This window comes from Arenimonas composti TR7-09 = DSM 18010 (assembly GCF_000426365.1).
Lineage (GTDB): Bacteria > Pseudomonadota > Gammaproteobacteria > Xanthomonadales > Xanthomonadaceae > Arenimonas > Arenimonas composti.
Genome location: NZ_AUFF01000001.1, coordinates 932,778 through 947,528, shown reverse-complemented (window position 1 = coordinate 947,528; position 14,751 = coordinate 932,778). Strand labels below are relative to the sequence as shown.

Sequence of the window (14,751 nt, the reverse complement as noted above, 5' to 3'; positions counted from 1 at the left end):
CCGCGCAGAAAACGCTTCGGGCTTCGCGACTCGCGGGCGCTCGGGTTTCCAGTTCCCGAACCGCCGCAGAAGACCGGGCCCGGCCTCCGCGGAAGGCACAAGTTTTTCCCGAGCCGCGAGGAGGGAAAAAGCTTGTGACTTTCGCGGAGGCCGGGCTTGCGAACCCGTGTCCTGCACGGAGGCCGGGCCCGCGTATCCGCGCCCGGCGCGGAGGCAGCGCCCGCGTACCGCCGAAACCGGCCCGGGACGTACCTCCCCGGGGAGTGTGACATCCGACTGACGGCATGCAGCACCGTGAACGGCGGAGCAGTATTCTTGGCCGATGGATCGTGATGAACCGAAATCCCTGCAGCCGACCTGGACGTTCTTCCGCCAGTGGCTGAAGAACCCGCTGGGCACCGCGGCGATCTCGCCGTCGAGCCGCCAGCTGGCGCGGCAGATGATGGCGGAACTGCCACGCGGGGCGCGGCGCGTCATCGAGCTGGGCGGCGGCACCGGCGTGTTCACGCAGGCGCTGCTCGACCACGGCATCGCCCGCCAGGACCTGCTGGTGCTGGAACTCAACGAGGAACTGCACCAGCACCTGCAGCGGCATTTCCCGCAGGTCGAGGTCGTGTGTGCCGACGCGCGCGACCTGCGCGAACTCGCGGCGGCGCGCGGATTCGGGCCGGAAGCGCCGGCCGACGCGGTGATTTCCGGCCTGGGCCTGTTGTCGATGCCGAAGGCGACCCAGCAGGCGATCCTCGGCGCCGCCTTCGACGTGATGCAGCCGCAGGGTCGTTTCGTGCAGTTCACCTACGGCCCGGCGAATCCGGTCGCGCGCGAGGTGCTCGAGGCGCTCGACCTGATCTCGCGCCGCGGCAGCTTCACGTGGTGGAACGTGCCGCCGGCGACGGTCTACACCTACACCCGGCGGATGTCGAAGGCGCTGGCGCCGCGCTCGATGCGCTGAACGCCGGCCGCGTCGTGCGACGCGGCGGCGTCCCCGGGGCCGCGGTCAGCGGCCGGTCTTGATCGTCGTCCAGGCGCGCACGCGCTCGCGGGTGACCGCCGGGTCGAGCGTCTGCGGATCGTGCAGGCGCGCCATCACCTCGCTCGGCGGGTAGACCGACGGGTCCTCGGCGATCTCCGGATCGACCAGCGGAATCGCGGCCGTGTTCGGGGTCGCGTAGGCGACGTAGGAGCTGATGCCGGCGGCGACCTCGGGCTTGAGCAGGTAGTCGATGAAGGCATGCGCCTCCTCCGGATGCGGCGCGTCCTTCGGCACCGCGATCACGTCGACCCAGCGCAGTGCGCCTTCCTTCGGCAGCACATAGGCGACCTCGACGCCGTTCTCGGCTTCCTCGGCGCGGTCGGCGGCCATGAACACGTCGCCGGAATAGCCCATCGCGACGCAGACGTCGCCGTTGGCGAGGTCGTCGATGTAGCGCGAGGAATCGAAATAGCGGATGTGCTGGCGGATGCCGGCGTAGGCGTCGCTGACGACCTGCGTCTCGTCGCCCTGCAGCGCGTTCGGGTCGCGGCCCTTCCACAGCAGCGCGGCGGCGAAGGTTTCCTGCTCGTCGTCGAGCACGGCGATGCCGCAGGCGGCGAGCTTGGCGGCGTTCGCCGGGTCGAAGAGGATGTCCCAGGAGTCGAGGTCGACATCCTCGCCGAGCGCCTCGCGCACCTTGCCGACGTTGATGCCCAGGCCGGTGGTGCCCCACATGTACGGCACGACGTGGGCATTGCCCGGGTCGAAGTCCTCCAGGCCAGTGAGGATCGCCGGGTCGAGGTTGCCCCAGTTCGTCAGCTTCGCGCGGTCGATCGGCAGGTAGACGCCGGCCTGGATGTGGCGGGCGGCGAACGGCCGCGCCGACGGGAACACCACGTCGTAGCCCGAGGAACCGGCCATCAGCTTGGTCTCGAGCGTTTCGTTCTTGTCGTAGACGTCGTAGACGACCTTGATGCCGGTCTCGCTCTCGAAGTTCGCGATCGTGTCCTCGGCGATGTAATCCGACCAGTTGTAGACGTACACGGTGCGATCGCCGCCGGACGCGCGGCCGGACGTGGCGTCGGGGGCGTCGGTCCCGTTCTGCGAGCCGCAGGCGGCGAGCAGGAGGGCAGCGGCGAGCAGGCTCGGACGGAAGCGCATGGCGGGCTCCGGATGCGGTGACGGGGCGTTCATGGTCCGCGTGGGGGGCAGGGGTGTCAAACGGCAAGCGGGAGTGCCGCGCAAGGCGCATTCGCGCCGCAGGCGCGGGCGATCACTCTCGACTCACTCCTCTCGACGCTCCACTAACCCTTGCGCCCGTGCCAGTCGGAGGCCAGCAGCCCCATCAGCACGCTGTCCTGCAGTTCGCTGCCGATGCGCCAGCGCTGGCGCAGGTAGCCTTCGCGGCGGAAACCGAGATGGTCGAGGGTGCTCAGCGCGGCGGAACTGCGCGGGTCGACGTCGGCTTCGATGCGGCGCAGTTGCAGGGCGCCGAAGGCGTGGTCGAGCAGGACCGCGACGGCCTCGCGGGCGTAGCGCTTGCCCCACTGGTCGCGGATCAGGGCGAAGCCGATGTCGGCGCGCCCCTGCAGATGGTCGATGCCGTACAGCGACACCGTGCCGATCACCCGGTCCTCCTCGCGCAGGGCGATGCCCCACTGGAACTGCTGGCCGATCTCGACGCCGCGCTGCACGGACTCCAGGAAGATCGTCGCGTCGCCGTGGTCACTGGCGGCGCCGCGGTTCCAGCTGCGGCTGTCGCCGTGGTCGAGGATCAGGCGGGCGAGGTCGGGGAGGTCGTCGGTGGTCAGCCAGCGCAGGCGCAGGCGCTGGGCCTCGAGCGTCGGCAGCCCACGATCGGGAACGCTGGCCACGAGGGTCAACGGCGGGTCGGTGCGGCGGCGGAAGGCGATCGGCATCGGGCGGGGGTCCCCAGGTCAGCCGGGCTGACCTTGATCCTGTCGTCACGCAGGATATACGTCTCCCGACGTCCGCAGGCAACCTTGCGTTGCGCCGCCGCCGCTGGCCAGACAGGCCCAACGGCCGCAGATTGACGGCCATCGGCGCCCAGCGCCCCCGAACCGGAGACCGCGATGAACACCCCTTCCCGCACCCGTCCCGTCCTGCGCCGGCTGCGCGGCCTGCCCGCCTCGGACGGCGCCGGCGTGCGCCTGACCCGGGTCATCGGCACCGCGCAACTGCCCGATCTGGACCCGTTCCTGATGCTGGACGAGTTCGGCACGGACCGCCCCGAGGACTATCTGGCCGGCTTCCCTTCGCACCCGCACCGCGGCTTCGAAACCGTCACTTACATGCTGGACGGGCGCATGCGCCACAAGGACAACCACGGCAACGAGGGCGTACTGGTGCCCGGCGCGGTGCAGTGGATGAGCGCCGGCCGCGGCATCGTCCATTCGGAGATGCCGGAGCAGCAGGAAGGCCGCATGCGCGGCTTCCAGCTGTGGGTGAACCTGCCGGCGAAGGACAAGATGTCGGCGCCGCGCTACCAGGAGTACGGCCCGGAGCGCTTCCCGGAGGCGACCCCGGCTCCCGGCGTGCGCATCAAGGCGATCGCCGGCGAGGCGGGCGGTGTGGTCGGGCCGATCAGCCAGCCGGCGACCGACCCGGTCTACCTCGACATCGGCCTGGACGCCGGCGCGAGCTGGCGACAGCCGCTGCCGGCCGGACACAGCGCCTTCGCCTACGTCTTCGAGGGCGCGGTACGCGCCGGCGAGGGCGATGACGCGACCCGGGTCGATCGCGGCGAGCTGGTGGTCTTCGGCGAGGGCGACGCGGTCGAGTTCACCGGCGCCGCCGACGGCAGCCGGCTGATCCTGGTCGCCGGCCGGCCGCTGCACGAGCCGGTCGCCCGTTACGGCCCGTTCGTGATGAACACCCAGGCCGAGCTGCGCCAGGCCTTCGCCGACTACCAGAACGGCCGCTTCTAGGGAGCCCGCCATGAGCCGCCCCGTGCACGCCCGCAACGGCCGCAGCTATCCGGCGTACGCCACCCAGCTCGTGGTCGGCGACCACCATCTGGTCGCCGACGAACCGGCCGAACTCGGCGGCGCCGATACCGGCCCGGCCCCGGACGAGCTGGTGCTGGCGGCGCTCGGCGCCTGCACCTCGATCACCCTGCGCATGTACGCCGAGCGCAAGCAGTGGCCGCTCGAGCAGGTCGAGGTGGCCCTCGACTTCGTCGAACGTGAACGGGGACGTACCCTGATCGAGCGCCGCATCACCCTCGGCGGCGCGCTCGACGAGGCGCAGCGCGCGCGGCTGCTGCAGATCGCCGAAGCCTGTCCGGTGCATCGGATCCTGACCGGCGAGGTGGCGGTCAGGACCGATATCGCCGGTGCCTAGCGGGAAGCCGCGTCCCCGTCGGCACCGGACCGAACCTGAGCGTTGCCGTAGCGCCCGACCAGCACCCGCGCGCCGTCCCCGTCGAGCACGATGACGGTATAGCGGTCGAATTCGCTCTCGGGCATCTCCGCGACCTCCACCGGCGTGCCGGCGATCGCCTGCACGAGGCCGGGGACGGTATTGCTGTGGCCGACGACGAGCACGGTGCTGCCGGCCGGCAAGGCGCGGATCTCGGCGGCGAGGTCGGCATCGTAGGTGGCGGCATTCTCCGCGCTGATCGGCCGCGCCTGCACGGCGATGCCGGCGGTGTCGGCGGCCGGCGTGGCGGTCAGCCGCGTGCGCCGGAACTGGGTCGTGTAAGCGGCATCGAGGCGGGTACCGGCGAACGTGGCCGCGAGCGCGCGGGCCCGCGCCTGGCCGTCCTCGCTCAGGCCCGGGTCGCGGGGATCGTCGCTCGCCTTCTCGGCGTGGCGCACGACCACGACGACGGTGGCCTCGGCGGCGAAGGACTGCAGCGGAGCGATCAGGGTGGCGAGCAGCATGGCGGCGAACAGGGGGCGCATCGGCGGGAATCCGCGGGTGGGAGTCGCATCGTCACCGCCGGACGCGCGTGCCGGCAAGTACGCCGACCCGGGCGTCGCGAAGCCTCAGCCCTCGCCGTCGCTGCCGCCGCGCAGGCGGCCCGGCGGCGGCGGCGCGATCTCGTCGCGCGCCATCACGTAGACCAGCACGGCGCCCAGCGCCGGCAGGCCCAGCGCCAGCAGGATCTGCGCCCGCCGCTGCTCGCGGGTGTAGCCGGGTACGCGCAGGGCCGTCCAGATGGCGACCGCGGCGAAAGCCACGTGCATGAACAGGGCGAATTCGAACCAGTGCAGCTCACGCATCGTCGCGATCTCGTTGGGGACGGCCCCTGCATGCGGGCGCCGCGACCGCGATCAAGGGCTCAGAGCGCGCGCCCGTCGAATTCGTGGACCGGCAGGGCCTTCAGGTCGACCCCGTCGACGCAGCGCAGGTTGATCGCCGCCACGACGTTGCCCTGCGGGTCCTCGCCTTCGCCCCAGACGTGGATGCCGCAGGTCGCGCAGAAGCGGTGCGCGATCGTGTGCTTGTTGAACGTGTAGCTGGCGGCGTCTGCTTCCGGCGTGGACAGGCGTAGCGCGGCGTGCGGCACGAACCAGAGCACCGAACCGCGGCGGTGGCACATCGAGCAGTTGCAGCTCAGGCCGCTGTCGATCTCGCCGTCGACTTCGAAGGTGATGCGGCCGCAATGGCAGCTTCCGTGGTGGGTCATTCGCACTCTCCCGTTCAGCCTTTCGCCAAGAGTGCCAGCAAGCCGCGTGCCGTGCGCAGGCGCGAGGCCGCATCGGGCAGCTCGAGCTTCACCCGCAGCTTGTCCGGGCCCTCCATCGCGTAGGTCTTCGGCTGGTTCTGGATCATCCGGATCACCGCCATCGGGTCGACCTGCGGCTTGGGCCCGAAGATCACCCGGCCGCCGGTCGGGCCGAGTTCGAGCTTGCGGATGCCCAGCGGCGTCGCCGCCAGCTTGAGCTCGGTGATCGCGAACAGCTGCTTCGTCGGGTCCGGCAGCAGGCCGAAGCGGTCGATCATCTCGACCTGTAGCTCCTGCAGGCGGTCGAGGTCCCTGGCCGAGGCGATGCGCTTGTACAGCGTCAGCCGGGTGTGCACGTCCGGCAGGTAGTCGTCGGGAATCAGCGCCGGTACGTGCAGCTCGACGTCGGCGCCATGGCGGGTCGACGGGTCGAGGTCCGGCAGTTCGCCGCGGCGGATCGAGCGCACCGCGCGCTCGAGCAGCTCGGTATAGAGACTGAAGCCGATCTCGGCCATCTGCCCGCTCTGGTCCTCGCCGAGCAGTTCACCGGCGCCGCGGATTTCGAGATCGTGCGTGGCCAGGGTGAAGCCGGCGCCGAGCTCCTCCATCGACGCCAGCGCTTCCAGCCGCTTCTCGGCATCGGCGGTCAGCGTCTTCCGGTTCGGTACCACCAGATAGGCGTAGGCGCGGTGGTGCGAGCGGCCGACGCGCCCGCGCAGCTGGTGCAGCTGCGCCAGGCCGAAGCGGTCGGCGCGGTTGATGATGATGGTGTTCGCGCTCGGGATGTCGATGCCCGACTCGATGATCGTCGAGCACACCAGCACGTTGAAGCGCTGGCGGTGGAAATCGAGCATCACCTGTTCCAGCTCGCGCTCCGGCATCTGCCCATGGGCGATGCGGATGCGCGCCTCCGGCACCAGCTCGCCGAGCTCGCGCGCCATCTTCTCGATGGTGTCGAGCTCGTTGTGCAGGAAGTAGACCTGGCCGCCGCGCGCCAGCTCGCGCTGGAAGGCCTCGCGCAGCAGCGGCCCGTCCCAGGCGGTGATCACGGTCTGCACCGCCAGCCGGTGCGCCGGCGGCGTGCCGATGATCGACAGCTCGCGCAGGCCGCTCATCGCCATGTTCAGCGTGCGCGGGATCGGCGTCGCGGTCAGCGTCAGCAGGTGCACTTCCGCGCGCAGCGCCTTCAGCGCCTCCTTCTGGCGCACGCCGAAGCGCTGTTCCTCGTCGACGATCACCAGGCCCAGGTCGGCGAACTTCACGTCCGGCTGCAGCAGGCGATGGGTGCCGACGATCACATCGATCTGCCCGGCCTCCAGCAGCGCCAGCGCCGCCTTGATCTCCTTGGCCGACTTGAAGCGGCTGAGCACCTCGACGCGGATCGGCCAGTCGGCATAGCGGTCGCGGAAATTGCGGTAGTGCTGTTCGGCGAGCAGGGTCGTCGGCACCAGCACCGCGACCTGCTTGCCGGCGGTCGCGGCGACGAAGGCGGCGCGCACGGCGACCTCGGTCTTGCCGAAGCCGACGTCGCCGCAGACCACGCGGTCCATCGGCGTCGGCCTGGCCAGGTCGGCGATCACCGCATCGATCGCCGCCAGCTGGTCCGGCGTCTCCTCGAACGGGAACGTCGCCGCGAACGGCTCGTACATCGAGCGGTCGCAGTCCAGCGCCAGGCCGACGCGCGCGTGGCGCTTGGCCTGGATCTCGAGCAGTTCGGCGGCGACATCGCGCACCTTCTCGGCGGCCTTGCGCTTCGCCTTCTCCCAGGCCTCGCCGCCGAGCGAATGCAGCGGCGCGTGTTCCGGCGACGCGCCCGAATAGCGGCTGACGAGGTGCAGTTGCGCGACCGGCACGTAGAGCTTGTCGCCCTTGGCGTATTCGATCTGCAGGTATTCGCCGTGGATGCCGCCGCTTTCCAGGGTCGCCAGGCCCTGGTAACGGCCGACGCCGTGGTCCTCGTGCACGATCGGCGAACCGATCTGGATCTCGCTGAGGTCGCGCAGCACCTGCTCGGGATCGCGGGCGACCTTGCCGCGCCGGCGCCGGCTCTGCTCGGCGCGCTCGGGGAACAGCTGGCGCTCGCTGAGCACGGCCAGCGCCGGTTCCTTCAGTGCGAAGCCGTCGTCGAGCGGCGCCACCGCGATCGCGAACGCGGCGTCGCCGGCGAGGAAGGCCTGCCAGGACGTGACCACCGCCGGTTTCAGGTCGGCGGCGGCGAGCAGTTCGAGCAGGGCCTCGCGGCGGCCGGCGGAATCGGCGGCGAGCAGGGTGCGGCCGGGGTAGTTGCGCAGGAACCCGGCGAGCGCCGCGCCGGGGTCGCCGCCCTTCTGGCTCCATGGCAGCACCGGTGCCGGGACGTCGCCGATGTCGGCGGCCTTGTCGCGCTGGGGATGCTGTTCGCCGGCGATCTCGATGCGCGGGTGGCGGTTCCAGGCCTGGCGCAGTTCCTCGGGCGGCAGATAGAGCTCGGCCGGCGGCAGGATCGGCCGCTCCAGGTCGTGCCGGCGCTGCTCCCAGCGTTCGCCGGTCTGCTGCCAGAAGGCCAGCGCGGCCTCGCCGACGCCGTCGCCGAGCACCACGAGGGTGTCGGCGGCCAGGTGCTCGAACAGGCTGGCGGTGCGCTCGAAGAACAGCGGCAGGTAGTACTCGATGCCGGCCGGGGTGCCGCCTTCCTTCAGGTCCTGGTACAGCGGGCAGCGGCGCGGGTCGAAGTCGAAGCGTTCGCGCAGGCGTTCGCGCACCTTCTTCGTGCTCGCCTCGTCGAGCGGGAACTCGCGCGCCGGCAGCAGCCGCACCGCCTCGACCGGGTGGTCGCTGCGCTGGGTTTCGGGGTCGAAGGTGCGCAGTGAGTCGATCTCGTCGTCGAACAGTTCGATGCGGTAGGGCTGCTCGGCGCCCATCGGATAGAGGTCGAGCAGGGCGCCGCGCACCGCGAAATCGCCGGGATCCAGCACCTGCGGCACGTGCCGGTAACCGGCGGCTTCGAGCCGGCGCTTCTCGGCGTCGAGGTCGAGCTTCTGGCCCTTCTTCAGGTCGAGCGCATTGCCGGCGATCCATTCCGGCGGCGGCAGCCGCTGCATCAGCGACGCGACCGGCACCACCAGCACGCCCTTGCGCGTGTTCGGCAACCGGAACAGCGCCGAGACGCGCTGGCCGACGATGTCCGGATGCGGGCTGAACAGGTCGTAGGGCAGGGTTTCCCAGTCGGCGAAGTGCAGCACCGGCAGCTCGCCGGCGAACACCCGCAGATCGGCTTCGAGGGCCTGGGCGTGGTGGGTGTCGCGGGCGACCGCGAGGACCAGCCCGTCGTGACGGCGTGCGGCTTCGACCAGCCCGAGGGCGAGGGCGCTGGCGCTCTGCGGGGCGCGCCACAGCGCACGCTGCTGACCGGGCTTCGGCCGCGGCGCGGAGGGGAGGGGAGTGTTCATCGGGCCGCGAATTCTAAACGGTGACGGGAGCCGCGGCCGAAACCGTGACGTTGGCCGACGCCGTTTAGCGGCGGGGCAGTTAAGATCGGGCGATGGACGAAAGGGCGCTGCGGCAGCTGACGAAGAACGGGCCCGGGGTGAAGCTGGGAATCGAGATCCCCGCATGAAGCGGGTTGCGGGGTTCCTGGCCGGTGCCGGTGGATGGGCCCTCTGCCTGGTCGCCGCCGCCGGCGTGGCCGGCGCGCTTCCCGCGGCAACTGCGGCCGCCGCGCCGCCACCGACCCCGACGCCAACCCCGACCCTGGTCATCGATCCCGGCGAGCTGCCACCGCCGGCCGATCCGGCCCTGGCCGACACCGTCGAACGCGACCCGCTGGAGCTGCGCGCCCTGTCGGAGCCCGAAGCGGTGCTCGCCGAGGTCGGCACGGAACTGCGCAATGCCCAGATCGCCGGCGACCAGCGCCGGGTCGCGCTGCTGTACCTCGCGAAGCAGAACGCCTGCCGCGTCGTCGCCGACTGGGACTGCCAGCGCGAGGCCGGCGAACTCGCCGCCGCCGCCGCCGCGGCCGCCGGCGATGCGCAGCTGCAGGCGCGCGGCCTGATCGCCGAGAGCCGCGCGCGCATGGCGATGCGCGATTTCGCCCGCAGCGACCGCCTGCTCGCCGAGGCCGAGCGGCTGCTGAAGGAGTCGCCGCATTCCGAACTGCTCGCCGACGTGATGCTCGCCTATTCGTCGATGAGCTATGCGCTCGGCCGGCATGCGCTTTCGGCGCAGTACGCCGAACGCGGTCTCGGCCTGCTCGGCCCGGGCGAGGGCCTGGCGATGCAGTCGCGGCTGCAGCGCAACCGCGCCCGCGCGCTGGCCAGGCTCGGGCGCGCGATCGAGGCGGGTCGGGCGCTCGACCTCGCGACCCAGTTCGCCGAACGCCTCGACGACCCGAAGCTGGTCGCCGAGCTCTATCTGGAGGCATCGCGCCTGGCCCGCCATGCCGGCGACGTTTCGGCCCAGCGCGTCTACGGCCAGCGCATCCTGACCCTCGCGAACCAGCTGCGGAACGCCCAGCTGTCGGGCCTCGGCCACGAGGTGATGGGTCTGGCCGCCGCCGACAACCGCGAGTTCGCGCTGGCGCTGCGCGAGCTGAAGCAGGCGCAGCTCGAACTGCGCGGCATCGGCCTCGACAGTGACGAACTGCGCGTTCTGCGCGAGACGGTGCAGCTGCTGCTGCGCACCGACCCCGGCAGTCCGGAACTCGCGCCGCTGTTCGAACGCTACCTGGTGCTCGACGCCGCCGAAGCCGAGGCAGAACGCACCCAGGCCGCCGACGAGTTCGACGCCCGTCTGCGCTATGCCGAACGCGAGACCGAGCTGCTGCGCCTGAAGACCGAGGGGGAACTCGCGGCCGAGCGCGAACGCGGTCTCGCCCAGACCAACCGGCTCAGCCGCATCGTCATCCTGCTCGGGTTCGCGATCCTGGTCGCGCTGGCGGGCTTCTTCGTGACATTGCGGCGCAGCAACCGCCGCCTGCGCGAACTGCTCGCCCAGCTCGGCGAGCGCGAGCTGCAGTACCGCACGCTCGCCGAGAACGCCAGCGACCTCGTCGTGCGCCTGCGCCTCACCGGCGAGCGCGTCTACGTGTCGCCGTCGGTGCGCGAGCTGCTCGGGCATTCCCCGGCCGATCTACCGTCCGACCTGCGCGACCTCGCGCATCCGGACGACCGCGAGCGCCTGAACGCCACGATCGGCCAGCTCACCCGCGACGGCGGCCCGCTGACGGTGCGCTACCGCATGCGCCACCGCGCCGGCCACCACGTCTGGCTGGAGGCCCTGGCCCGCCGCGTCAACGGCCCCGCCGGCGAGCCGGAGATCGTCTACGCCGCCCGCGACATCAGCGCCCGCATGCGCGTCGAGCGCGAGCTGGAAACGGCGCAGGCGCAGCTGCGAGCGGTCGCCGACAACATCCCGGCGATGATCGCCCACATCGACAGCCAGCAGCGCTACACCTTCGTCAACGGTTACGGCGCGACGATCTTCGCGCGCGAGGGCGACGCGATCGGCCGCACCGTCCGCGACATCCGCGGCGAGGCGCTCTACAGCGAACTCGAGCCGCACATCGAAGCGGTGCTGCGTGGCGAGCGGGTCAGCTTCGAGGGTCAGGCGGAAGTCGGCGGCCGGACCTACGACTTCCAGACCAACTACGTGCCCGATTTCGCCGACGACGGCAGCGTGCGCGGCTTCTTCGCCTTCACCTTCGACATCAGCCGCCTGAAGGAGGCCGAGCGCGAGCTCGAACGGCAGGCGCGCATCGACGGCCTGACCGGACTCGCCAACCGCCGCCACTTCGACGAGCGCCTGGCGGCGGCCAGTGCCCGCAGTCGCCGCAGCGGCGCGCCGCTGGCGCTGCTGTACCTGGACGTCGACCACTTCAAGCAGATCAACGATGGCCACGGCCACGCCGCCGGCGACGCCGTGCTGCGCGAATTCGCCCGCCGGCTGCGCACGAACGTGCGCGAGGGGGACCTGGTCGCGCGCATCGGCGGCGACGAGTTCGTGGTGCTGGTCGAAGGGCCGGACGGACTCGCCGCGGTCGAGGCGATGGCGGCGAAGCTGCTGCCGGCACTGACCGCGCCAATGGTCGTCGCCGCCGGCGAATCGCGCGGCGTCATCACTCTCCCGGTCGGCACCAGCATCGGCATCGGCTACAGCCGTGGCGGCGCCGGCGGCGTGCAACTGCTGGCCGCCGCCGACCGCGCGCTCTACGCGGCGAAACAGGCCGGCCGCAACGGCTCGCGCCACGTCGCGATCGATTGAGGGACGCCATGGACGCCGACGCGCGCTTCCGCACCCATACCGTGTTCAACCAGCCACCGCTGCTGGTGCCCTACGACGCCTGGGCCACCGACCTGCCGCTGCGCGAGGCCCTGGCGCGCGAAGGCGGCGGCTGGGCGCAGGCGCAGGTCGCCGCCTACGGCGAACTCGCCGGCGGCGAGCTGATGGAACTGGGACGGCTGGCCAATGAACACCGGCCGACGTTCCGCCCGTTCGACCGCTACGGCCACCGCCTCGACGAAGTCGAATTCCATCCCGCCTGGCATCGCCTGATGGCGACCGCGATCGCGCATGGCGTCACCGGCTTCGGCTGGCGCCACGCGGACCGCGCCGGCGCGCATGTCGCGCGGGCGGCGCTGATGTTCCTGCACAACCAGGCCGACCAGGGCAGCAGCTGTCCGCTGACGATGACCTACGCCTGCGTGCCGGCACTGCGCCACCAGCCCGAACTCGCCGAGGTCTGGTTGCCGCGGATCGTCGCGACCGACTACGACCCGCGCCACGTGCCCGCCTGGGACAAGCGCGGCAACACGATCGGCATGGGCATGACCGAGAAGCAGGGCGGCTCGGACGTGCGTGCCAACACCACCATCGCGACGCCCTGCGGCGCCGCCGGGCCCGGCTGCCTGTACGAACTGGTCGGCCACAAGTGGTTCTTCTCGGCGCCGATGTGCGATGCCTTCCTCGTGCTCGCGCAGGCTGCCGGTGGACTGAGCTGTTTCCTGCTGCCGCGCTTCACCCCGGACGGCGGCCGCAACGGCATCCGTATCCAGCGCCTGAAGGACAAGCTGGGTGATCACAGCAATGCCAGCTCGGAAGTCGAGTTCCACGGCGCCCTCGCGTGGCTGGTCGGCGAGGAGGGCAGGGGCGTCGCGACGATCCTGCAGATGGTTGCGCTTACCCGCCAGGACTGCCTGATCGGCTCCGCCAGCCTGATGCGGCAGGCACTGGTGATGGCCCTGCACCATGCCCGCCACCGCTCGGCTTTCGGGCGGCCGCTGATCGCGCAGCCGCTGATGCGCGCGGTGCTGGCGGATCTGGCGCTGGAATCGGAAGCGGCGACGGCGCTGGCACTGCGCGTCGCCGCCGCCGTCGACGCCACCCCGCGCGATCCCGCCGAGGCGGCGTTCGCGCGGCTGGCCACCGCGCTCGGCAAGTACCACGTCTGCAAGCGCGCCCCGGGCTTCGTCAACGAGGCGCAGGAATGCCTCGGCGGCATCGGCTACGTCGAGGAAACCGGCATGCCGCGGCTGTACCGGCAGGCGCCGCTGAATTCGATCTGGGAAGGCAGCGGCAACATCCAGTGCCTCGACGTGCTGCGCGCACTCGCCCGCGAACCCGCCTGCGCCGACGCCTTCTTCGGCGAACTGTCGCGGGTACGCGGCGGCGACGAGCGCCTCGATGCCGAAGCGGAGGCTTTGCGCCGCGAACTCGTGGCCTCGGCAGGCGACGAGGCCGGTGCCCGCCGTCTCGTCGAGCGGCTGGCCCTGGCCCTGCAGGCGGCGACCCTGCTGCGCGCCGATGCCGCCGTCGGCAGTGCGTTCTGCGCCGCGCGTCTCGGCCCGGCCCGCGGCCTCGCCTACGGGGCGACGCCGGAGCCGCTGCCGGTGGACCACCTGCTCGACCGCGCATTTTCCTGAACGGCAGGGGATAGGCGGGGTTCATCCGCGGGCGGGTCCAATGGGCAGCCCTTCATCACGACCGGATGTCCCGATGAATCGCCCTTCCCACGCCGGCCTCCGCCGGTTTCCCGCCCTGCTGCTCGCCCTGGTGGCGCTGCCGGCCGCCGCCGCCGAACCCGTCGACGAGACCCCGTGGACCCCCAGCGCCGAATTCGGCCTGGTCCACGCCAGCGGCAACAGCGAGACCGCAAGCGTCAACGGCCGCTTCGGCCTGGTCCGCGAAAGTGCACGCTGGAGCCACGACTACAGCCTGTCCGGCCTGCGTGCCGAGGCCGACGGCGAACTCTCCGCGAACCGCTTCCAGCTCGCCGGCAAGTCGGCCTGGCGGATCAGCGACCGCAGCTCGCTCGGTGGCGCCGCGCGCCACGAACACGACGACTTCGGCAGCTACGCCTACCAGTCGACGCTGGCGCTGACCTACGGCTACCAGGCCCTGCGCGAGGACGACGTCCAGCTCCGTTTCGAGGCCGGCCCGGGCCTGCGCCGCGCCGAGCTCGCCAGCACCGGCGAGCACGAGGAGAGCGGTCTGCTGCGCGGTTTCGCCGACTATCGCCATCAGCTCACCGACAGCACGCGGCTGTTCAACACGCTGCTCGTCGAGGCCACGGACGACAACACCTTCGTGCAGAACGAGATCGGCATCGCCGTCAGCATCAATCGTTCGCTCGCGCTCAAGGCGGCGCTGCAGGCCCGCCACAACAGCACCGCGCCCGCGGGCACCGAGCCCACGGATACGCTGACGTCGGTCAACATCGTCTGGTCGCCGAAGCGGAAGTAGATCGTCGCCCCGGCCTCCGCGAAGGACACGAGCTCTTTTCCTCCTCGCGGCTCGGAAAAGACTCGTGCCCTCCGCGGAGGCCGGGCCCGATTTTCGCGGGCGCTCCGGGGACAAGTCGCGCGGGCGCGCGTGGCGTCGTCGCCCGGTGGTTTCGCTGCCTGGTCGCGGACACGCCCCCGGCCGGCGACCGGCCGCCACGTCCGGGGACACGCCAGCCAGCGGTGACCGCGTTGCCGGCGTCGCAGTGAGCGTGCGTCCCGTCCTTCATCCCCGGGAATCGCGCATCGAGCGGAACCCCGCTCGTGTTCCGGGCCGAACGCGGATCGCGCGCCGGCACGCCGACTCAATGGCTTCGACGACTGTCGGTCCT

At 71.5% G+C, this 14,751-nt stretch carries 12 protein-coding genes; 6 read left to right on the top strand and 6 right to left on the bottom strand.

Features of this window, described 5'->3' with window-relative positions; genetic code table 11:
* Positions 1 to 322: 322 nt before the first annotated feature.
* Positions 323 to 952, top strand: a complete 630-nt coding sequence (locus K311_RS15255) for a class I SAM-dependent methyltransferase (RefSeq protein ID WP_051239465.1) — start codon at positions 323 to 325, stop codon at positions 950 to 952.
* 45 nt (positions 953 to 997) lie between these two features.
* On the opposite strand, the gene K311_RS0104300 is transcribed toward K311_RS15255, so the two are convergent.
* Both K311_RS0104300 and K311_RS0104295 read right to left on the bottom strand, forming a co-directional pair.
* Positions 998 to 2,134, bottom strand: coding sequence for a polyamine ABC transporter substrate-binding protein (locus tag K311_RS0104300; RefSeq protein WP_026816296.1), 1,137 nt, complete (start codon positions 2,132 to 2,134; stop codon positions 998 to 1,000).
* A gap of 143 nt (positions 2,135 to 2,277) precedes the next feature.
* Positions 2,278 to 2,892, bottom strand: a complete 615-nt coding sequence (locus K311_RS0104295) for a GNAT family N-acetyltransferase (protein WP_051239464.1) — start codon at positions 2,890 to 2,892, stop codon at positions 2,278 to 2,280.
* 174 nt (positions 2,893 to 3,066) lie between these two features.
* Between K311_RS0104295 and K311_RS0104290 the strand changes: the two genes are divergently transcribed.
* Positions 3,067 to 3,921, top strand: coding sequence for a pirin family protein (locus K311_RS0104290; protein WP_026816294.1), 855 nt, complete (start codon positions 3,067 to 3,069; stop codon positions 3,919 to 3,921).
* A 10-nt stretch (positions 3,922 to 3,931) separates the two neighbouring features.
* Positions 3,932 to 4,336 carry an OsmC family protein gene (locus tag K311_RS15250; RefSeq protein WP_043797345.1) on the top strand — a complete coding sequence of 135 codons (405 nt, stop codon included), beginning with the start codon at positions 3,932 to 3,934 and terminating at the stop codon, positions 4,334 to 4,336.
* Here K311_RS15250 and K311_RS15245 read toward each other — a convergent pair.
* The 4 genes from K311_RS15245 to mfd all read right to left on the bottom strand — a co-directional run bounded on the left by K311_RS15245 (position 4,333) and on the right by mfd (position 9,094).
* A complete protein-coding gene (locus tag K311_RS15245; protein WP_051239463.1) occupies positions 4,333 to 4,899 on the bottom strand; it encodes a SixA phosphatase family protein in 567 nt (188 codons plus the stop codon). The two genes, K311_RS15250 and K311_RS15245, sit on opposite strands and share 4 nt — an antisense overlap.
* Before the next feature lie 84 nt (positions 4,900 to 4,983).
* Entirely contained in the window at positions 4,984 to 5,220 is a 237-nt protein-coding gene (locus K311_RS0104275) for a hypothetical protein (RefSeq protein WP_026816293.1), read from the bottom strand.
* Positions 5,221 to 5,279: 59 nt separating this feature from the next.
* On the bottom strand, positions 5,280 to 5,627 hold the full coding sequence (locus tag K311_RS0104270) for a GFA family protein (protein WP_026816292.1): 348 nt from the start codon (positions 5,625 to 5,627) through the stop codon (positions 5,280 to 5,282).
* A gap of 14 nt (positions 5,628 to 5,641) precedes the next feature.
* Positions 5,642 to 9,094, bottom strand: coding sequence for a transcription-repair coupling factor (gene mfd / locus K311_RS0104265; protein WP_026816291.1), 3,453 nt, complete (start codon positions 9,092 to 9,094; stop codon positions 5,642 to 5,644).
* 163 nt (positions 9,095 to 9,257) lie between these two features.
* Here mfd and K311_RS17470 point away from each other — a divergent pair, with 163 nt between their 5' ends.
* The 3 genes from K311_RS17470 (at position 9,258) to K311_RS0104250 (ending at position 14,381) form a co-directional block, all read left to right on the top strand.
* The gene (locus K311_RS17470) at positions 9,258 to 11,903 is read left to right on the top strand and encodes a diguanylate cyclase domain-containing protein (RefSeq protein ID WP_051239462.1); all 2,646 of its coding nucleotides are present in this window, start codon (positions 9,258 to 9,260) and stop codon (positions 11,901 to 11,903) included.
* 8 nt (positions 11,904 to 11,911) lie between these two features.
* Positions 11,912 to 13,561: an isovaleryl-CoA dehydrogenase gene (locus tag K311_RS0104255; RefSeq protein ID WP_026816290.1), complete on the top strand. Its 1,650-nt coding sequence runs from the start codon at positions 11,912 to 11,914 to the stop codon at positions 13,559 to 13,561.
* A gap of 73 nt (positions 13,562 to 13,634) precedes the next feature.
* The gene (locus K311_RS0104250; RefSeq protein WP_026816289.1) at positions 13,635 to 14,381 is read left to right on the top strand and encodes a DUF481 domain-containing protein; all 747 of its coding nucleotides are present in this window, start codon (positions 13,635 to 13,637) and stop codon (positions 14,379 to 14,381) included.
* Positions 14,382 to 14,751: the final 370 nt, after the last annotated feature.